The 20,959-nt window shown below is 38.9% G+C and carries 19 protein-coding genes, 1 pseudogene and 1 other annotated feature; of the genes and pseudogenes, 11 read left to right on the plus strand and 9 right to left on the minus strand.

From position 1 onward, the window contains the following. Positions 1 to 284: 284 nt before the first annotated feature. The 7 genes and pseudogenes from AC4HCY_RS02330 to cysS all read left to right on the plus strand — a co-directional run bounded on the left by AC4HCY_RS02330 (position 285) and on the right by cysS (position 8,317). Positions 285 to 335: a hypothetical protein gene (locus tag AC4HCY_RS02330; RefSeq protein ID WP_442916624.1), complete on the plus strand. Its 51-nt coding sequence runs from the start codon at positions 285 to 287 to the stop codon at positions 333 to 335. 132 nt (positions 336 to 467) lie between these two features. Beyond that, positions 468 to 932 carry a hypothetical protein gene (locus AC4HCY_RS02335; protein WP_323430410.1) on the plus strand — a complete coding sequence of 155 codons (465 nt, stop codon included), beginning with the start codon at positions 468 to 470 and terminating at the stop codon, positions 930 to 932. A gap of 99 nt (positions 933 to 1,031) precedes the next feature. Further along, positions 1,032 to 2,507 (plus strand): protein adenylyltransferase SelO, encoded by a 1,476-nt coding sequence (locus AC4HCY_RS02340; protein WP_491095306.1) that lies wholly within the window; start codon positions 1,032 to 1,034, stop codon positions 2,505 to 2,507. A gap of 266 nt (positions 2,508 to 2,773) precedes the next feature. Then, a complete protein-coding gene (locus AC4HCY_RS02345; RefSeq protein ID WP_491095307.1) occupies positions 2,774 to 4,705 on the plus strand; it encodes a tetratricopeptide repeat protein in 1,932 nt (643 codons plus the stop codon). A 115-nt stretch (positions 4,706 to 4,820) separates the two neighbouring features. Further along, positions 4,821 to 5,276 (plus strand): annotated as a pseudogene (locus AC4HCY_RS02350) (response regulator transcription factor); the annotation flags it as partial. Further along, positions 5,269 to 6,567, plus strand: coding sequence for a sensor histidine kinase (locus AC4HCY_RS02355; RefSeq protein ID WP_491095308.1), 1,299 nt, complete (start codon positions 5,269 to 5,271; stop codon positions 6,565 to 6,567). The pseudogene AC4HCY_RS02350 and the gene AC4HCY_RS02355, both read left to right, overlap by 8 nt. Positions 6,568 to 6,904: 337 nt before the next feature. Further along, positions 6,905 to 8,317, plus strand: coding sequence for a cysteine--tRNA ligase (gene cysS, locus AC4HCY_RS02360; protein ID WP_491095309.1), 1,413 nt, complete (start codon positions 6,905 to 6,907; stop codon positions 8,315 to 8,317). A 95-nt stretch (positions 8,318 to 8,412) separates the two neighbouring features. On the opposite strand, the gene AC4HCY_RS02365 is transcribed toward cysS, so the two are convergent. Then, a complete protein-coding gene (locus AC4HCY_RS02365; protein ID WP_323430405.1) occupies positions 8,413 to 9,792 on the minus strand; it encodes a sodium-dependent transporter in 1,380 nt (459 codons plus the stop codon). Between the two features lie 65 nt (positions 9,793 to 9,857). Beyond that, positions 9,858 to 10,129 (minus strand) — a binding site (T-box leader). A gap of 132 nt (positions 10,130 to 10,261) precedes the next feature. Beyond that, positions 10,262 to 10,936, minus strand: a complete 675-nt coding sequence (locus AC4HCY_RS02370; protein WP_323430404.1) for a uracil-DNA glycosylase — start codon at positions 10,934 to 10,936, stop codon at positions 10,262 to 10,264. A 183-nt stretch (positions 10,937 to 11,119) separates the two neighbouring features. Between AC4HCY_RS02370 and AC4HCY_RS02375 the strand changes: the two genes are divergently transcribed. Further along, the gene (locus tag AC4HCY_RS02375; protein ID WP_323430403.1) at positions 11,120 to 12,184 is read left to right on the plus strand and encodes an NlpC/P60 family protein; all 1,065 of its coding nucleotides are present in this window, start codon (positions 11,120 to 11,122) and stop codon (positions 12,182 to 12,184) included. Positions 12,185 to 12,482: 298 nt separating this feature from the next. On the opposite strand, the gene AC4HCY_RS02380 is transcribed toward AC4HCY_RS02375, so the two are convergent. The 5 genes from AC4HCY_RS02380 to AC4HCY_RS02400 form a co-directional block, all read right to left on the minus strand. Next, on the minus strand, positions 12,483 to 13,034 hold the full coding sequence (locus AC4HCY_RS02380; protein ID WP_491095310.1) for a helix-turn-helix domain-containing protein: 552 nt from the start codon (positions 13,032 to 13,034) through the stop codon (positions 12,483 to 12,485). Positions 13,035 to 13,072: 38 nt separating this feature from the next. Then, on the minus strand, positions 13,073 to 13,666 hold the full coding sequence (locus AC4HCY_RS02385; RefSeq protein ID WP_491095311.1) for a hydrolase: 594 nt from the start codon (positions 13,664 to 13,666) through the stop codon (positions 13,073 to 13,075). A 205-nt stretch (positions 13,667 to 13,871) separates the two neighbouring features. Beyond that, entirely contained in the window at positions 13,872 to 14,654 is a 783-nt protein-coding gene (locus AC4HCY_RS02390) for an ABC transporter permease (protein WP_323432957.1), read from the minus strand. 5 nt (positions 14,655 to 14,659) lie between these two features. Then, positions 14,660 to 15,463, minus strand: coding sequence for an ABC transporter permease (locus AC4HCY_RS02395; RefSeq protein WP_323432956.1), 804 nt, complete (start codon positions 15,461 to 15,463; stop codon positions 14,660 to 14,662). After that, the gene (locus AC4HCY_RS02400; protein ID WP_491095312.1) at positions 15,460 to 16,437 is read right to left on the minus strand and encodes an ABC transporter ATP-binding protein; all 978 of its coding nucleotides are present in this window, start codon (positions 16,435 to 16,437) and stop codon (positions 15,460 to 15,462) included. Before AC4HCY_RS02400 ends, AC4HCY_RS02395 begins: the two co-directional genes overlap by 4 nt. A gap of 142 nt (positions 16,438 to 16,579) precedes the next feature. Between AC4HCY_RS02400 and queG the strand changes: the two genes are divergently transcribed. Then, on the plus strand, positions 16,580 to 17,470 hold the full coding sequence (gene queG, locus AC4HCY_RS02405) for a tRNA epoxyqueuosine(34) reductase QueG (RefSeq protein WP_491095313.1): 891 nt from the start codon (positions 16,580 to 16,582) through the stop codon (positions 17,468 to 17,470). 171 nt (positions 17,471 to 17,641) lie between these two features. On the opposite strand, the gene AC4HCY_RS02410 is transcribed toward queG, so the two are convergent. After that, positions 17,642 to 18,115: a flavodoxin family protein gene (locus AC4HCY_RS02410; protein ID WP_491095314.1), complete on the minus strand. Its 474-nt coding sequence runs from the start codon at positions 18,113 to 18,115 to the stop codon at positions 17,642 to 17,644. A gap of 61 nt (positions 18,116 to 18,176) precedes the next feature. Further along, the gene (locus AC4HCY_RS02415) at positions 18,177 to 19,271 is read right to left on the minus strand and encodes a threonine aldolase family protein (RefSeq protein WP_491095315.1); all 1,095 of its coding nucleotides are present in this window, start codon (positions 19,269 to 19,271) and stop codon (positions 18,177 to 18,179) included. 148 nt (positions 19,272 to 19,419) lie between these two features. Between AC4HCY_RS02415 and AC4HCY_RS02420 the strand changes: the two genes are divergently transcribed. Both AC4HCY_RS02420 and AC4HCY_RS02425 read left to right on the plus strand, forming a co-directional pair. After that, positions 19,420 to 19,986 carry a TetR/AcrR family transcriptional regulator gene (locus AC4HCY_RS02420; protein WP_323432951.1) on the plus strand — a complete coding sequence of 189 codons (567 nt, stop codon included), beginning with the start codon at positions 19,420 to 19,422 and terminating at the stop codon, positions 19,984 to 19,986. A 77-nt stretch (positions 19,987 to 20,063) separates the two neighbouring features. Then, on the plus strand, positions 20,064 to 20,741 hold the full coding sequence (locus tag AC4HCY_RS02425) for a hypothetical protein (protein ID WP_323432950.1): 678 nt from the start codon (positions 20,064 to 20,066) through the stop codon (positions 20,739 to 20,741). The last annotated feature ends 218 nt before the right edge of the window (positions 20,742 to 20,959 follow it).

Genomic DNA, 20,959 nt, shown 5'->3' on the forward strand with positions numbered 1-20,959 from the left:
GGTGCTACAGGTGCATGTATTCTGTAAAAGCTTGGAGGGTACCCAGAGACTTTTTTGAAGGCTTTTGTAAAACCGGCATGGGTTTCAAAACTATAAAGTCTATTTAAATTAATAATACCATTTAGCATTGATAATATCCGGATTATTAATAAATATGCTGCCATCATATATTTTACCAATGACGGGAGGGATTTCGCTATTGATTATCAATATCTTGATATTAAAAGGCAGCAGGACAACAGATATGGAAACCAGTCAAAACAGAAGCTGCAAAGATGCTCCATATGTCAAGACAGGCATTTAACTATAAGTTGGATAAATTTAACTTGAAGTGATTTCTTAGCATTTATTACCCGTTGACATATCCGGCACTTATTTTTTATTTATCTCTATGGACAAAAGAAAAGAATGTTTACGCGTTTCCTTCATATAGTTTATAGGAGTCAACTGATATGGAGGAACGCTTTATGGAAAATAGAGAAGGAAAAATTATAATGGGCATCGTTATAACCATGGCCATTTTTATGCTGTTGGATGCAGTCCAGTCCGGTTATGATGAAAGCAAGGCGGTTATAGGGCAAGAAGAGCTGCCGATAAAGCAAACAAATGTCTTGGAAAAAGATACTGGGCATTATCCAATGGAGCCCAAACCAGAGGCGGATGAAAGCACAGCCGGAGATATAGATGCTCAAGAAAGCATTCCGGAGAAAGACACCCCTAAAGAGGCAATAATTGATATGGACAGAATCGATGGGAATCTATTGGATAGGTTAAAGTATGAAGTGGCTGATGAAAAGGAAATAATCAATGGTTTTATGAGAGAGAACAAAATCATTATGGATAAGGCTGAAAGTTATTCGGCTGTAAAGGGAGTCACATGCTTCAGGGGAAACCATCATCGTGATTCTGCCAGCTATGGTGATTCGGAATAATAATTCGCTGATACTTCGTTATTTTAATACAATGCCTATGATAATTTGTTCTATTAAAAGAAAAACTAAGGTGCAAAAGAAAAAAGAAAAGGTGATACTATGACAAATGCAAATAAAATAATTGAAACTGGGTGGAATCTGGATAATAGCTATGCCCGGCTGCCTAAATCTTTTTTTACTAGTCTGAAGCCAACCCCTGTACCTTTACCTAAGCTGATTATCCTGAATTATCCGCTGGCATCATCATTGGGATTAAATGTTTCGGTGCTTAAAAGCAATGATGGCATAGAGATGCTTGCTGGTAACCAGATTCCCCAAGGTGCTCTGCCCCTTGCTCAAGCATACGCAGGGCACCAGTTCGGACATTTTACCATGCTAGGAGACGGCAGGGCTCTGCTGCTTGGCGAGCAGATTACGCCTTTAGGTGAACGGTTTGATATTCAGCTTAAGGGTTCAGGCAGAACGCCATATTCCCGCGGAGGTGATGGTCGAGCCGCCTTTGGACCCATGCTGCGCGAATATATTATAAGTGAAGCAATGCATGGTCTTGGCATTCCTACCACTCGAAGCCTGGCGGTGGTGACCACCGGTGAATCAGTAATACGTGAAACCGTACAGCCTGGTGCAGTTCTAATCCGCGTCGCTGCAAGTCATCTGAGGGTCGGCACCTTTCAATATGTTTCAAAATGGGGGACTGTTGAGGAACTTAGGGTTCTGGCTGATTACACACTGCAAAGGCATTTCCCGAATGCAGCCCTTGATGATAACCGCTATCTTTTCTTGCTTGAGGAAGTTATCAAACGGCAGGCTTTGCTCATTGCCAAATGGCAGTTAGTCGGATTTATTCACGGGGTAATGAATACTGATAATATGAGCCTTAGTGGTGAAACCATTGATTATGGTCCTTGCGCCTTCATGGATGTCTATGATCCGGAAACCGTATTCAGTTCTATTGATAACTATGGACGCTATGCTTACTGCAATCAGCCCGGCATTGCTGCGTGGAATCTTGCCCGTTTTGCTGAAACTTTATTGCCACTGCTGCATCACAGCAAGGAACAGGCTGCTAAAATGGCCCAGGAGGAGATTACGAATTTTGCCGAGTTATATCACAATAATTGGCTGGCGGGAATGAGAGCAAAACTGGGAATATTTAACGCAGAACCAGAGGATGAATCCCTTATTGAAGACCTTCTCAGTATGATGCATCGGTATGGTGCTGATTACACTAATACCTTCCGCGCATTAACTTTAGATAAACTGGGGGATATAGTTCTGTTTGATACTGAAGGATTTGCAGAATGGTATAAGCTGTGGCAGGGCAGATTAAGCAGGCAGCAGGAACCAAAAGCCTCTTCCAATCAGCTGATGATGAGATCCAACCCGTCAATAATCCCTCGCAATCATCGAGTAGAGGAAGCTCTTGAAGCCGCATGGAAGCAAGGAGATTACAGTGTCATGGAGCGATTTCTTAACGTACTTTCAAACCCCTACGCTTACTCTGCTGAACAGGAGGATTACACTGCACTTCCTGCACCATCGTCTTGTCCCTACCGAACCTTTTGTGGTACTTAAATATAAAAGCAAATAGCTATAGAGATAGTAACTTAAAATATTTTTATTTAATAAGGAATACTGCATATGGTATTCCTTATTTTTATTAGTATTTCATTATGTATATAAAATCAAAAGGAATCATCCTATATATTTTTTATAGATATAATCATGTCACAAAAGACAAATTACAAATATTTACGTATAGGTAAATGAGTGCTAATTATGTCAGGGAATATAACTAACTGATATATAATTAATAGTGGCTCACGGGGAGGATAAATATTATGAAAAATATAACAAGAATCGGTAAGATTATTCTGACTGTTACTTTAATATTGACGTTAACCTCTTGTTCAAGCGGTATTCCGGCAGCAAATACTGCTGTAGAACCAAGCAAGGAAAGCGTTGCCATACTTAATGAAGCAGCAATGCTGGCTGATTCGCTTAAATATAAAGAAACAAGAAAGCTATTGGAGGATAAATATGACATTATCAAGGATAACGATATGGCACTAAATACATATGGATTTATGGAGTTTCATATTTTCAATAATTATGAAAAGGCAGAAGAATTATTTCAAGGGGCCATAAAATTGAATCCGAAAAATCCTAAACACTATATAGGAATGGGATGTGTTTATGAGGCAAAGAAAGAGTACAAAAAAGCTATAAAATACTATGGAAAAGCAGTAAAAAACACTACTAACTACGAGAATCTGCCGCTCAATCCAAAACAAGCCGATTTATACACATATATTGGTAATGGATATCTAAAACTAAATGATAGAAAAAAAGCTTTAGAAGCTCTAGAAAAAGCATCAGAGAAGAATCCCTTCAATATAGAAGCAAATGCTATATTGCATAAATTTTATGTTGAAGCAGGAGAGTACGAAAAGGCTTATAAAACATGGAAAAACGATAACCTCATAGATGAAAGCGGAGACCATGTATATAAAGGAATATTAGAGTGGAATAAACTTTATAAGGCTGCAATTGAGGATAAAGATAATATGACACATCTACAAATGGCCGAGCTTTATGCGAATCTTGTTCTTTATGATGAAGCAGCAATAGAATATAAAAAGGCTTTAGCTCATGATAAGACAAATGAGGATATCAAGAATAAGCTTTATGAGGTGGAGTTGTATCTATCTTTCAAGGATGAATTTCAGGCTTTGCTTGATGCCTATTACCGAGACAGATGCATAAATGGCATGAAGGAAGAAGCAACTTTTTATAAAAGAATTAAACCGGCCTATGAAAAAATGGCCGGCTTATTTCCTCAGATAAAAGATAATACAGGGAACACTTCTGCGTGGATTGATATGCTGAATAATGAAATAGAAAAGAAATTCCATGTTAGAATTGTTAATATAAAAGCAAACGGAAGCATGCTGGGGGCACATTTTGGTAGGATTATAGACAGTTCTATGATACATTCTGCTTTATGGGGGGAAGAAGCAGATCTAAAGGTTATCACACTGAAAAACATGATCAGCAATGGATTGGATTATTGGAGGACTATGAAAGGCGGGGGAGTAGGAGGCTGGAGCATTAGTCCAACAGAGGTTGTCAAGGTTATACAAGACAATGGATATAATAATACGCTTCGTATGGCTTCTTTTTATAATGAAGCTGCAAGAGAAGATATCATAAAGGAATATGGGGGCGCACAGGCAGACAAAGAGGAAAGAGAGCCCTTACAGTTATATTTTTCACCAAATATTGCATTCCAGTTTATCACTAAACAGATAGCTACCGAGGTCCAAAAGGCAAAGGAGAAAGGTATATCTGATAATGGATTGCAAGGCTACCTTTTTGATAAGCTAGAAAAGAATTATAATATAAAATCAAATATTATCCATGAGAGTCAGCATTCCATTGATAACAGCACTGGATTTAAATCTAAATGGTCGGGTGAAACTGAATACAGGGCTAAGCTTTCGCAGTTAGCCTACGGAAATATGCCATTTATCTGCTTGAATGAGTTTTATAATTCTACTATTGGTATGGAAATAAATAATACGCATACAAAGGCAAATACACAGGTTTTCAAGGATATAGTTCAATATGTATATGATAATAATGGTAAATTTCCACAGATAGATATCAAAAAGAATATCTTGGTTCAGCTTACTAAATTAAGTGATGATGATTTAAAAGGTATAGCTGTTGATGTATTTCAAAAGAGCTACCCTGATGAGAAATACCAGTAGGGGTAGGGTTTGGCCAGGAATAGATTTGAAGACAAAATATAAGAGTTATCGAAAATGAATGTACAAAAAAGTATACATTAAGAATTAATATCAGTGTAAAAAGTCCAGTATGCCATTGAGTGGTAATAGTGAGGATATAGATAAGATCCTCGGGCTGAATACAGGTGCGGATGATTATGTGACAAAACCCTTCAACCCCCTTGAAGTCGTTGCCAGGGTTAAGTCTCAGCTCAGAAGATGCAATATGCTGAGGAGCACTGCACCTAAATCCGATGAGGAGATCGAGATCGGAGGGCTTATAATAAACACGGCTACCCATCAGGTTAAGGTCGATGAAAGGGAGATAAAGCTTACGCCCACTGAATTTTCTATTCTTGAATTCCTTGCCAGAAACAGGGGCAGGGTTTTAAGCACGGAGACAATCTACGAAAGGGTCTGGAATGAGCCAGCCTATGAATCGGAGAATACGGTTGCAGTTCATATAAGGAATATCAGAGAAAAGGTGGAGATAAATCCGAAAGAGCCGAGATACATTAAGGTTGTATGGGGGGTAGGCTATAAAGTTGAGTAAAAAAACTGAGCCGGGCAAGGTAATAGTCATCAATGCCGGGGTTTTAAAGGTGCTTAAAATATTGCTCAAGCTCCTTATAAGCTTTATATCTGCTATTGCAGGAGGAGTCGCAGTTTCATTTTTTGTGCCATATTACGAGTATGGTGCCTATGGAATGCTGAACAATTATTCTATTTCCGGTGCCGTAACGTTTGTGATCATATTTTATCTTATGTTGAGAAAGAAGCTGCTCACGAGGATTTTCACCGGCATCGGCAGATTTAATCAGAATTATATCATGAGGAGTATAGGTGTTGAAATATTTGTCGCTAACGTAAACAGCTTTTTAATAGCTATAATTGTATTTTGGATATCCGGCTTCATCGGGAAAAATATTATCACTGCCTTGATATGGGCTGTTTATGCTTATTATGTGGTGCTGCAGCTTTTGACGAGGAAGAAGATCGGATATATTAGAGAGATAGCGGACGGCATTCTGGAAATATCAAAGGGAAACCTGGATTACAAAGTAGCAGAAATGGGAAATGATGAATTGAGGATACTCGCTGAGAACATAAATAAAATGTCCGTGGAGCTGAAGAGAAAGATTGAGGACGAGAAGAGGGCGGAGCAGACCAAGAATGAATTGATAACCAATGTGTCCCACGACTTGAAAACGCCGCTTACAACCATCATAGGCTACCTTACCTTGGTAAAGGACAAAACCTATGACAACGAAAAGGTCATGGATGATTATATAGAAAAAGCATATTCTAAATCTTTAAAGCTTAAGAAATTGATTGAAGATTTGTTTGAGTATACAAAGATTTCAAACGGAGTCATAAAGGTCCATAAAAGTGATGTAAACCTTGTTGAGCTTATGGAGCAGCTTCTTGGGGAAATGTCTGTGATTGCTAAGCAAAACAATCTTTCCATTGAAAGCGATTATTCGCATTCTGAAATAATAGTAAATATTGACTCGGATCTTATGGCAAGAACCTTTGAAAACATACTTTCAAATGCGATCAAATACAGCTATAAAGAATTAAGCGGCAAAATATTGGTCAAGGTTGTTAAAGATGACAGCAAAGCAACCATAATCGTTGAAAATCAGGGAGATACTATTCCCACAGAAATTCTGCCTCTCATATTTGAAAGGTTTTATAGGGTCGATAAATCAAGAAGCTCAAAAATCGTAGGCTCCGGTCTTGGGCTTGCAATATCCAAAAGCATAATAGAGCTTCACGGAGGGACAATATACGCAGAGTCAGAAGCAAACAAGGTCAGGATGTGTGTTGTGTTGAATATATAAGCATAGCTTTATGCAGATCGTTAATAATATTTAAAATATGTATATCAATTTCATACAATTGGTTGTATAATAAATATATACTATTTTTAGGAGGTTTCTCAGAATGACATGTTGTTGTTGCTGTTTATTGGTCAATTTAATATTGTTATATGATGATAGCAACAAGTCTGCTTTTTTGAGATAGCCTTATAGCTTATATCAGGATTATCAACTGCAGCTTTATTGTCTGCAGTTTTTTATTATCCATAGAAAAGTATGGATTAAAGAAAGACTTCCTTGCTATAGAATGTTTTCGAAGGAAGCCTTTTTTATTTTTTATAAAATAGGAGGAGAGGGTATGAAGTTTTCAGTTTATAACACTTTAACAAGAGCAAAGGAAGAGATAATACCGGTAGAGGAAGGCAGGATAAGATTGTACACCTGCGGGCCTACTGTGTACAATTATGCCCATATAGGCAACCTGAGGACCTATATCTTTGAAGATGTCCTCAAAAAATCCATGGAGTATACGGGCCTGAAGATCAGGCACGTCATGAATATAACGGATGTAGGGCATTTGGAATCAGATTCGGATACGGGAGAAGACAAGATGGCTCTGGGAGCCAGCAGAGAAAAGAAAACCGTATGGGAAATTGCGAGATTTTATGAAGAGGCTTTTTTAAGGGACTGCCGGCTTCTCAATATAGAGGCGCCTGCAATTGTCTGCAGGGCTACGGAACATATCGAAGATATGATCAAATTCATTCAAATATTGGAGGACAAGGGCTTCACTTATATAGCCAATGGCAATGTTTACTTTTCCATAGAAAAATATCCTGACTATGCCAGGCTTGCAAATCTGAGCATGGAGGAGCTTGAGGCGGGGAGCAGGGTCGAGGTGGACCCATTCAAGAAAAATCCCCTTGATTTTGTTTTGTGGTTTACAAACTCAAAGTTCTCGAACCAAATAATGCAATGGGAGTCACCCTGGGGAAAAGGCTTCCCGGGCTGGCATATCGAGTGCTCTGCCATGTCAATGAAGTATCTGGGCGAAAGAATAGACATACACTGCGGGGGAGTGGATCATATCCCTGTGCACCATACCAACGAGATAGCTCAATCGGAGAGCGCTGTAGGGCATAAGTGGGTAAACTATTGGATGCACGGAGAGTTTCTGGTAATCGATAGCGGGAAAATGTCAAAATCAAGCGGAGATTTTTTGACCCTTTCAAGGCTCATTGAGGAAGGATACAGCCCTTTGGACTACAGGCATTTTTGCCTTCAATCCAGATATAGAAAGCAGCTCGTATTCAGCTTTGAAAGCCTGAAAGAGTCTCAGCGGGCTCTTAAGAAGCTGAAGAGCAGGATTAAAAATATAGTTGAGAGCCAAAGAGATGATGAAATACCGGATATGAGCAAAGTAAAAGAATACCAGGACAGATTTGCGGAGCAGATAGCCGATGACTTGAATATAGCAAACGCCTTCACGGTATTATCTGAAGTCATTAAGAGCGATATGCTGAATAATACTGAGAAGATTTACTTGATAGATGATTTCGATAAAGTGTTTTCTCTAAATCTCACTGCAGCTGAGGAAATAAATGATAGTGATAATATTGATGAAGAATATATTGAGGCGCTTATACTTGAGAGAAATAAGGCAAGAAAGGAAAAGGACTGGGCCAAAGCGGATGAAATAAGAAATACCCTTTTGGAGAACAGCATTGAGCTGATAGATTCAAAGGATGGCACAGCGTGGAAGGTCAAATGATATAAGCCTCCATGGAGAAGCATTATGCGAAAGGCCGGAAATCAGGTGATTGTTTTGCCTGTTTCCTGCCTCGCTGCAAATGCAGAGAAATTCGTTTAGAGCTTGATTATTCCTATGCAATTTAAGAACACAATTATTAAAAGTGCAGGGGTTACATATCTCAAAATATTTAAATATGTTTTAGTCATGCCCCGATTGTTAAGTGTCCCATGGTTTGAAAGTTCATTTTCGGTATCTTCTCTATTTGCAATATATCCTACAAATATGGATATAAGCAGTCCGCCGATAGGCATGAGTATATTCGAAGATATGAAGTCGAACAGGTCGAAAAATCCTTTACCGGCGATTACCACATTTCCGAAGATGCTTTTCGGATGTACTGTCAGTATTCCTATCAAAAGAATGATTCCGGAAGTAAGAAGCACAGCTTTATTCCTTGACATTTCTTTTTCCTCGATAAAATAAGCCACAGGAACTTCCAGCAGAGACAGCATCGCTGTTGTGGCTGCAATGGATGTAAGGAAGAAAAATGCTGTAAGCAGCAGATTACCAAAAGGTATCTTTGAAAATACCAGAGGTATGGTCTTAAATAACAATCCGGTCCCCGCTGCGGGCTCCATTCCGAAGGTGAATACTACCGGGAATATTGCTATGCCTGCAAGCAATGAAACTATAGTATCCGATATGGCTACCTTTGCGGAAGTCACAAATAAATTATCCTCTTCTGTGAAATAACTGCTGTAGGTTATCATTGTGCCCATGCCCAAAGAAAGCTTAAAGAATGCCAGTCCCAGGGCAGCCAAAATGACAGAGGGAGAAAGCTTGGAGAAATCGGGCTGGAATAAGAATTTAAGGCCCGGAACCGCTCCGTCTAATGTCAATGCACGTATACCGCAAATGATTATCAATACAAACAATAAGGGGAGCAATGTTTTCGTTATTCTCTCTATACCCTTTCTGACACCGGCTATAATTATTATGGAAACTACGGCCATAACAATAACCTGCCATACGAATGGGGATACAGGTCCTCCTACGGCGGCGTCAAATTGTTGGCTGACAGTTGCCGCGGCTTGCTCCATGGATTGGGATGCCAGAACGGCAAAATCTCCCTTTAGGGTCTTAAACACATAGGAATATACCCATCCTGCTACACTGCTATAAAAAAACATGATTAAAAATGACGAAATAACACCCATAAAACCTATAGATTTCCAAAAAGGCTTTGCCTTTAGCTCTTTGAATGCTCCTACAGCGTTTTTCCTTGTCTTCCTTCCGATGTAAAATTCCGATATCATCACGGGCATACCCACCAATAATATACAAATTAAATAAGTAAATACAAATGCACCACCTCCATTGGCACCTGTTAGGTAAGGAAACTTCCATATATTCCCCAATCCGACTGCAGAACCCAGTGTTGCAAAGAACACTGCGATACCTGATGAGAAAGTTTCTCTTTTTCTGTTTTCCATTTTTTGTCCTCCTTTTTGTCTTTTTTTGATATTAAAAAATCTCCCACTCCCAGTGATTTAATTATCACAGGGATGAGAGATATTTCTCATGGTACCACTCTGTTTTACGTCAGATTCACATCAAACGCCTCTTCAGGTCGACGGGAAATTCCGTTAACCATAGCCGTATAACGGCGGCTCATGTGCATGCACACATTCCGTCAGCATCTACTCGTATATTACTTTTGATGCTGCAACTCCGGAGCGATATTAGAAACCTGTTTAACATTGACTTCCACCTAATGCCAACTCTCTGTAGATAAAGTGAAGTTCTTTTTGTCTCCATCAAAGTATTTCTGTATAAGTTTTCATTGTTAATGAATATAATATATCTCTAAAATAGAAATGTCAACATTTTTTTTGAAAAATCCAATCATTTTATGATATATTTATTCAAATAGATTTCTAAAAGCATCAGGAGGACACTCTTTTAAATATTTTCAATCTGCCAGTCAATAGGTTCCTTCCCTATTGAAATGAGGAAATCATTGGTCTTGGAAAAGGGCTTGCTTCCGAAGAAGCCTCTATGGGCAGATAGGGGGCTTGGATGCGGGGCTTTTATTATGTAATGCTTGGGATTATTTATTATACTCATCTTTGATTGTGCATTGCTTCCCCACAATATGAAAACGATAGGATCTTCTCTGTCATTCAGCAAGCTGATTATTTTATCGGTAAAGTGTTCCCATCCTATGTTCCTGTGAGAATTCGCCTGGCCTGCTCTGACTGTCAGTGCAGTATTGAGAAGCATGACTCCTTGATCGGCCCATTTCTTCAAGTAACCATTATTAGGAATATAGCAGCCCAAATCGCTGTTGAGCTCTTTATATATATTGATGAGGGAAGGAGGAGCCTCTACACCCGGCTTTACGGAGAAGCTCAGTCCATGGGCCTGGTTAGGCCCATGATACGGGTCCTGACCCAGTATGACGACCTTCACCTCGCTATAAGGCGTATAGTGTAAAGCATTAAATATATCATACATATCCGGATATATTCTTCTTGTCCTATATTCACTGATCAAAAATTTTCTCAGCTTTAAGTAATAATCCTTTTGCAATTCATCTTCCAATAAACCTTGCCAATCATTTTTAAATATTTGCATATAAATCACCCTAATAGATTATATCATAAAATACTGAGGAACACTAAAGATTAACATATGAGAATGTGTATGGAATAATAAGGAAAACACAAAGGCCAAGTTTTGTGATATTATGTAAACATTAAACATGTGAGTGAGCAGCAACTTTATGTATTGGCTTCGCTAGAAAGGATGGCGCAACTTATGAATGAAAGAATTGACAAGTTTAAATTGATTTTTATTCTTATGACCATGACTATTGTGATGATGGCCGCGATTACATATGCTGATTCAGCTTTGGCACAAAGTGATCCGGACATTCCGAGCGACTGGGCAAAGGCGGAAATCGACAAGGCTAAAGAAATTGATCTCCTTCCGGAGAAGCTTCAAGGCAAATATGCAAGCGATATCACGAGAGAAGAATTCAGTGAGGTTGCCGTGAAATTATATGAAGCTTTGAGCGGCAAAAAAGGCATATTGCCGGAAGAAAACCCCTTTACTGATACACAAAGCACGGATGTCATAACAGCAAGCGCTTTAGGAATAGTGCAGGGCGGAGGAGACGGGGAGTTTGAGCCCGATGGCATGATAACCCGGCAGGAAATCAGTGTTATGCTATATCGCACATTGCAAGCTGCAAAGCCTGAATATAATTATTCAGATGTGTATGAATACATATTCGAAGACTATAATATGATTTCATCTTGGGCACGGGACGCCGTAGGGTATTTATATAGTGTCGGAGTCATAAACGGAGTTGGTGACAATCTGTTTAATCCCGGGGGAAATACGACTGCGGAAGAAGCAATAATCCTTGCAAAAAGAATGCATGATAAAGTTTCAGCTTCCAATAGCAGTTTGGCTGTGTCGCGAAGCGGGGTAAGCAGGCGCGGGACTGCTTTAAAATTAAAGCTGGAAGAGCTTATAGCAAAAGAGATGGGCAAGCCCTATAAATGGGGAGGAATGGGGCCTAACAGCTATGACTGCTCCGGTTTGGTGTATTCACTGTTTGGCAAGCTTGGCATATCATTGCCGAGAGTAGCAAGCTCTCAGGCAAAGGCTGGGACTTATGTAGCCAGACAGGATTTGACATATGGAGATCTGGTGTTCTTTGCAAGAAATGGGAAGACCATAAATCATGTAGGAATATATGTGGGGAATGGTGAATTTGTACATGCTCCTCAAGCAGGAGACGTGGTGAAGAAAACCGCATTCACTTCAGGATATTATGAAAAGGGCTATTATACAGGCAGAAGGGTTATCAACTAAAAGGCCTCCAAATTAAAATAAGAGGCTGTTGCAAAATTCCAATTTTGTTATTCTGAGCACAGCGAAGAATCTTTAAGACATTGCAGCAAAAAGATTCTTCAGTCGCTTTGCTCTTTCAGAATGACAGGTTGAATGCGTTATGCAACAGCCTCTTTCAATATATTGCAATATTTTATACTCCCATATAAGCAAATACATAGAAGTTAATTTAACTCGTTGTGGTAGTTGATAACAAGTATAAAGCTTCAAGGCTAAGTCCAGTGAAATACTCTTTTATCAACTACCACAACAGATCAATTTAGCTTGGATAGTAATTTATCAGGATAGCCTTTACCGTACAATCTCCTGTATTGATGTAAGCATGCGGATTTGCAGAAAAGAAGCAGATGGAGTCTTCCTGACTCAAATTATATTCATTCTCACCGGACTTAAGGCATAGGCTGCCTTCCAATACAATAAGATATTCCTGGGATTTCTCGGAATGCCCTACAGAAGCATACTCCGTTCCGGCATCGAGCTCTATCATGAATAGTTCAAAATTTCGCCTTGGAGTGCTGTTATAGTACCTGAAAATCCGGTAATGTCCGTTTAAATCTTGCTGCTCCTTTCTCTGATCCCGTGAAATGAATTCCGAATCATTTTCCTGCTCATCAAGCAAAACAGTATATGGTACTTTAAGGCCGTTTGCAATTTTCCACAGCATGTTGATGGTGGGATTTGACTCGCCTTTTTCGATTTGGCCCAGCATAACCTTGCTGACATCTGATAGTTCTGCCAGCTGACCTAAGCTCAGGTTTCTCTCCATGCGAAGCCGCTTCAGATTTGCTGCGATTATTGCGTTTAAATTCATTCAAGAACCTCCTATTATAAATAGAATGGAAAATAGATCTATGCCAGCTTTAAATCTTTCATTGCGCTGTTCACAGACTCCTCGCAGGATCTCATCGCCAATATTGTTTTCTCAAGAAGCTCATCCAAACTCCAGCCCAGCATAGCGGCTCCATTTTCTATAATATCCCGAGAGCAGCCTGCTGCAAATTTTTTGTCTTTAAATTTCTTTTTTAAGCTGGAAAGCTCCAGGTCCATAGCACTTTTTGAAGGGCGCATTCTTACAGCCGCACCGATCAAGCCGGTAAGCTCATCGGCAGCATATAATATTTTCTCCATAAGATGGTTGGGCTTCATATCCACGCATATGCCGTAGCCATGGCTGCAGATAGAATATATCATTTCTTCGCCGACATTTGCTTCCCGCAGCAATTCCTGAGCTTTAACACAATGCTCCTCCGGGAATATTTCATAATCGATATCGTGAAGCAGCCCTACAATCTCCCAATATTCGGATTCATTTGCATATCCATGGTTCTCGGCATACCACTTCATTACGCCGGATACAGTCAGTCCGTGCAAGATATGGAACGGATCCTTGTTATACTTCATAAGCAGTTCCAGAGCTTTGTCTCTTGTGATCGTGCTTGTCATTATAATTTCCTCCAATCATTTATACTTCTTCAAACAAATTGCCTCAGCGGCATCCTTCATCAGCTTCATAATACCTGCTTACATAGCCAATGGAAACAACTTTCTATTGAATGTTAGATATATTGTACGTTCGTTAAATATATTTGTCAAGAGCTGTTGTAAAGCATCGGGGACGATTCTTTTTGCTTCTCGATGTTTCTTTTAATTATGAACCTGTTGATTTATAATGCTTAACACCTAAAGTCCATATGAGAATGCAAGGGATTATAAAAAGCATTCCCAGAAGAGGAGCAAACATATATATATACTTATTTCCCTGAGCCTTGTCCAATACAAACATGAGGGGAAGGTAATTTACTGTTCCGAAGGGAATGACAAAGGTAAAGAATTTTCTTACCCATTCCTTATATATGCTTAAAGGATATTGTGTCATTTCCCTGCCGCCGTCCGTAAAGATATTAACCACCTCTATGCCTTCTATCGTCCAAAAGCATAGGGTAGCGCCGAGCATATATATTCCTGCAAAAATAAAGATTCCGCTTATTATCATGAACATTAAAGTTATTGCCTTATATGGATCCCAAGCAATATTGATATTAGCTAATGAAAAAATCAACACAATGATGCTTTGTGCAAGACGTCCTATCCTTGTAAACTCAAATTTCGACCCTAAAACTTGAAGGATTGCTGTACGCGGCCTGACCAGAATCCTGTCAAAGTCGCCGTTAATGATCAAAGAGGAAAAAGAGTCGAAACCCCTTGCAAAGCACTCACTTAAGGAAAAGGCTATATGAACGACAGAATAGCATAAGGCTACCTCATAAAGCGACCAGCCGGCTATATTAGGAAATCTTTGAAAAAATAAAAATATAGATACAAAAACTAAAAAGGGCACGAAAAACTGTCCTATGGAAAGAAGGATAAAGGAGGTTCTGTATTCCATTTGGCTTTTAAATAGTATTGAAATATATCTTAAGTATAGCTTCATCAGTATCAACCTCCCTGGATTACTACTCTTTTTAAAGCTTTTTTCATCCAAAGCTTTCCTAAGGTTATGAGGAGAATTATCCATATAACTTGAACACCAATGCTGAGCACGGCTTCCTTTATTCCTATGTTCCCCGCATAGATCCTGAAGGGCAAGTCGGAGGAATATCTGAAGGGAAGCAGGTATACCAGTCTTTTTAAACCGTCGGGCATCAACGGCACCGGAATGATCAAACCAGAAAAAAACTCACCAAATGTACCCATAATCAATAGAGAGCCGGTCGGAGACATGGTGTAAAAAATAGATATATAAATCAGCATGGAAATTGCTACAATTAAAATCAGGCCTAATGTCAAGGTGATTAGAAATAGCATGAAAGATGTAAAACTCGGGGGTAAAGAAAAATTATAGGGATAGGGCAATAATGAGGCTGCAATTATTATGGGGAAGCATCTGAGAGCTGCCCCGGAGAGCCTTTGAGCTATAAGCTTAGCATACCATAAATTATACAGGTCTGACGGTCGGCAAAGCTCATAAGCAATGTTGCCGCTGGTTATAAGACTTATAAGCTCGGTATCCCTATACCATAACATAATAAAAACCAGAAAGCTTTGCTGCAGCCATAATACCTGGATCAATTCCCTTAAGGATATGGGCTGGGAAGCCGTTGTACTGTTATAAAAGGCTTCAAAAATCATTATGAACATGAAACCCCAGAAGAATTGAGTACAAACCCCGGCCAGAGCTGCAACCCTATATTGCAATCCCTTCAGCAATCGCATTTTAAATAAAGAGTAATAAGCCTTCATATCTGATATTCCTTATATAAGTCAACTATAATCTCTTCAATCGGTCTGCTGTCCACAGAAACATCAATGATATCCAGTTTATTTGATAACAAGCCTATAACCTCTGACACTTTAATTTTGTTTAAATCTACAGATACTGATAGTCTTTCCTTGGATTTAAATAGAATGGTTGTCCCTTCAATATCTATATCCTCATGGCTTTCAGCAAAATAAACGGTTAAGGTTTTATGAGTCACATATTTATTTTTTAAATCTGTCAAATTGCCATCAAGCAAGAGCCTGCCTTTTCCTATCAGTATTATTCTGTCGGCCAAAGCCTCAATATCGTTCATGTCATGGGTTGTCAATATAACAGTAACCTTTTTTTCTTTATTTATGGTTTTAATGAAATTGCGCACTGCAATTTTAGAAACCGCATCAAGACCTATTGTCGGTTCATCAAGAAACAAAATTTTAGGACTATGAAGCAAAGAGGCAGCAATTTCGCATCTCATTCTTTGACCAAGGCTTAATTGGCGCACAGGAGTCGTCAATAACCCAGATAAATCCAAAGTTGATGTTAACAATTCAAGATTATTTTTAAAATCTTTATCCGGAATTTTATAGATATCCTTAAGCAAATTGTAAGAGTCAATCACGGGAACATCCCACCAAAGCTGAGAACGCTGGCCGAAAACTACGCCGATATTCTTAACATGCTTGATTCTATTTTTCCAGGGAGTGTTGCCAAGAATATTGCATTTACCGCTGTCAGGGACTAATATTCCGCTTATGATCTTAATGGTAGTTGACTTGCCTGCACCATTAGGCCCTATGTAGCCCACTATTTCGCTTTCATCGATTTTAAAAGAAATGTCCTCTAAGGCTTGAACTCTGGAATAATCAGGTTTGAACAAGGATTTTAATGCGGCACCGACGCCGGCACCTCTTTTTGCAACCTTAAAGCTTTTATTCAAAGCTTCAACTTCAATCATTTTCTCCCCCCATCCTGCCTGTATTTCACAAATAAATATAGCAATATATGATATTAAATTCAAGTAAATTATGACGGTTTTTGATATTATATAGATAGTATTAAATTCAAGAATTGAGTAAAAGGTGACTGGAAGGATGCAAATGAAGGAAGAACTGATAAGGTTTTGCAATTCAATAAATATAGAATATGTAGGAATAGCTCCCCCGGGGCCATACTATGACTTTGAAAAAGTATGGAGAAGACAGATTGAAAGAGGGCATATATCAGGCCTTGAGGAAAAGGATTTTGAAAGAAGGATATATCCGAGCCTGACCCTGGAGGATGTGGAATCGATCATAGTATGCCTATTCCCTTATTATACGGGGAACGCAGAGGGAGCTAACCTGTCCAAATATGCTTATAGTATAGATTACCATATAATAGTCAAGGAAAAGCTTGAAGCCATTGGAAGATTTTTGGACCGGAGAATAGAGGGGTTTCATTATAAGGCTTTTGTGGATGCAGGCCCCTTAAGCGACAGATATCTGGCTTATAAAGCCGGCCTTGGCTTTTGGGGGATCAATAACCACATAATAACAGACAAATACGGCTCTTATGTGTTCATCGGCTATATACTCAACAATTATCCCTTTGAAGCGGATAGGCCCCAGGGAAGGACCTGCCTCAAATGCTTTAACTGTGTAAGAAGCTGTCCCGGGCAGTGCATATTGGGAGATTTCACAATAGATCCATTGAGATGCAAGTCCTATATAACCCAAAAGAAGGAAGAGCTTAACGATGAGGATATAGGGATATTAAAGAAGCATCGATTGGTATGGGGCTGTGATGTTTGCCAGGATGTATGCCCCCATAATCAAAAGGTCGAAAAAACAATAATGGAAGAATTCAAGAAGAATCTCATATACAGCGTTGATTGTGAAGAGCTTAGCCGGATTTCCAACAAGGAATTCATAAGAAGATATGGAAACAGGGCCTTCGGCTGGAGAGGCAGAAAGGTATTGCTCAGAAGCTGTAAGATATTGCGCGAATAGGGGCCGCTCCGGCCTCTATTCGCTTCACCAGCTCAATGTTCGATATGATATGGTTTTTTACAGCTACATTAACTTCGGCTGCAACCGGAAATACCTCATATCTCCCTTCTTATATTCATATTTACAGAATAGTTTAAACTGAAGAGATATCTAATGAATGACAAGATAAAATTAAAATGAGCTGCTCAATCTTTCAATAAGTTGTGCGATCATGCTATTCCTTTGTGAACTTGACCAGTTTATGACACCTGTGCCGCAAATTTCGGCTCCCTTGGATTCACAAAGACTTTTCATTTGAAGGATTGCTCTATTCCCTCCCATCCAAGGATAGGGGAAGAATTCGGTGACAAAGCAGGCAACTTTTTTATTTTTCAATGTTGGGACTTGGGTCAGATAGGCCTTCATAACCGATGAAAGTGAGAAACCCTGCACTGGAGCAGCGAAAACCAGTGCATCGTATCCGCTGATCTCGGGAACTTCTTTAAGTCGGATGCTTCCGGCCTTTGCTTGCTCATCATTAAAAGCACTTACTCTTTCCAGTGCCAGTGAATGTCCTGTTACCATTAATCTTTCCTTGAGTCTTTCGGCAACAGAATAGGTGTTGCCTGTGTGAGAATGAACTATAATGCCAATTTTCATGATCATAATACACTCCTTTCTTAGTTGATCTGTTGGGGCGGTTGGCTCCCATTGATGATGCTGATTCTTATTTTTCTACGAGTTTAATAAATTCTGACTCTAGCTGCTCAAAGGCCTTATCCAAAATTTCTTGTGGAATGAGTTCGAAGCTGTCGCCAAAGGACAATTCAGATTTACAAATTGAGTTGTCTATTTCTCTGATATTTCTTACTATAGCAAGGTTGTATTTTTCAATAATATCTGCAAATATGCTTTCCAGATTTTCTTTGGTAGTGTCAAAATAGGCATGAAACATATTGCAAACCGGCACCTCGGGTACGGTACTTACACCTTCTATTTTGTTTAATCGTTCGGCTGCGGTCAAAGCATGCTGCCAGTATTTTCCCATATTTCCTATACGTTTGTTCATGGAATGCTTAGCACTGACTATATAGGGATACAGGCTTATAAGGTCACCGCCGTGCCTTCTTTTCCAGACCTTAGCGCTCTCAATGAATTCAGTCCTTCCGGCAAGCATAGCTCCGGCAATACCCCCCAAGCCTTTATAAAAAGAGATATAGACACTGTCAAACAGGCTGCAGATATCAGCAGCAGATTTATTGTAATAAGGAAGTATCTCAAAAAGGCGGGCACCATCCAGATGAAGCTTTATTCCTCCGTTCTTACAGAACTCCGAAATGCTGATCAATTCCTCCCAAGGAGGCAGCTGGCCGCCTATTTCACGCTGGGGAAGTTCGACCAGCAAGCATGCAATTGGTTTATTTACGGACTTCAGGTCCTCCATGTTGAAAAGCCTATCTTTGGTGCCGAGTAAAGTTGGCTCTAAATGGTGAAGTATTTTCATACCGTCTTTTTCATGAATTTCTAGATGGCAAAGGGGATGATAAGCCACATTTTTCAAACCCTTTGCATCACACCATATCCGCAAAGCTATTTGCTGTGCCATGGTTCCGCTGGGAAAAAACACCGCATTCTCTTTCCCGAGAAAACATGCAATATCTTTTTCAAAATCGTTGATTATACCGCCTGTCCCATAAATGTCAGCCTCCATAGATGGATCCATATGTTCAAAGCACTCCATCAGCGCATCGATTCGCCTGTCACCGTGACCGGTAAGCTTATATTTAGCAGATTGGCAAATTTCATTATAAGATTTAGGCATGGCAATATCCTCCTTAAGGTATAGTATAATTTGATTATAGCATTTATTTATTGCAAATATGGATTAATTAGGTAAAAAAAATATATTGATAGTTTAAAAAGTATATTATATAATAAGAATGAACAATGTTCAGAGGTGGTAAATTGAAATGCCTTATAACAATGAAACCCAAAAGAAGACTATCTTATCTGCAGCCAAGAATATTGCCATAACGCAAGGCATAACAAAAATAAATATACGCTCTGTAGCACAAGACAGTGGTATAGCTATTGGCACAGTATATAACTACTTTCCGTCAAAGGCACATTTATTAATAGCAGTTATTGAGGACTTTTGGGACGGAGCTTTTGCCGGGATTGACTGGCAGAGCTTTTCAAATAGTAATTTTTATAACAATTTGGAGAAGATTTATAGCAGCTTATACCTTTATCTTGAAAGCTTCAAAGACAATTGGCTGGAACATCTTTCTTTGCTGAAAACTCAGGAAAAGATTATCGGCAAGAAAAAAGAGCATGAATATATGGATAAAATTCGTAATAGAATAACTACATTGATGGATATGGATGATAGATTAAGACATTATCCCTGGACTGATAGTTTTTCAAAAGAAAAAACATCAGAATTCATATTTGATAATATGCTTACAATGCTGAGAAAAGGCGAAAAAGATATAAGTTTTTTTATAATGATTTTAGAGAAGATGTTGTCATATTAAAAGTCATACTTATGGTATGATTTTTAATATGAACAGAAATGAACAATGTTCACATTTTATTTAGGGGTGATTTTAATATGCAAGCAATTATGGAAACCTTATTTGATGCAGTTTATCTTATTGGTGTTATTTCTGTAGGAATAGCAATGATTGTGACGGGGAAGGACAATAAGCAATATAAGCTGTTTGGCTTTATGGCGGTATTACTGGGATCAGGTGATGCATTCCATTTAATACCCAGATCCTATGCCCTGCTTACAACAGGATTAGAAGCTAATGCCGCAGCACTTGGAATAGGGAAGCTTATTACATCTATTACAATGACAGTATTTTATGTTATCCTATATCATATCTGGAGGCAGAGGTACCATATTAAAGGCCGCAATGGTTTATCCTTTTCGATTTATGCTTTAAGCATCATACGTATAGCTTTGTGTCTATTGCCTCAAAATCAATGGCTGAACTACAATGCTCCCATTTCTTGGGGTATATATAGGAATATCCCATTCGCAATTATGGGAATTATTATCATTTGTATTTTCTATTCAGAAGTTAATAGGCATAACGATAAAAATTTTAAATATATGTGGCTGGCAATAGTACTGTCTTTTGCTTTATATATTCCGGTTGTGCTATGGGCAACGACAATCAGATGGATCGGAATTTTGATGATACCCAAAACCCTGGCCTATGTTTGGATAGTGATTATGGGCTATAACGAATTACGGAACCAGAAAGCTAACACCAGTATTTAAGAGTTTTAAAATTAACGATCAAAGCACTTGATTCGTTATGCTAATTGGAGCCGCCATGTATTTTATGGTGATATTATTTACAAAAATATATTAGGCAAACATTTTAAGAAAGGCACCTTGCATATCATATAGCTTTATGCAGGGTGTCTTTTTCATCAATAATAACAGCAATTAAAGAAGGAATATGATGAAAGATATAGAAATATGTAAAGTAAAGG

It is taken from the genome of Lutispora sp. QWL-02 (genome assembly GCF_058315355.1).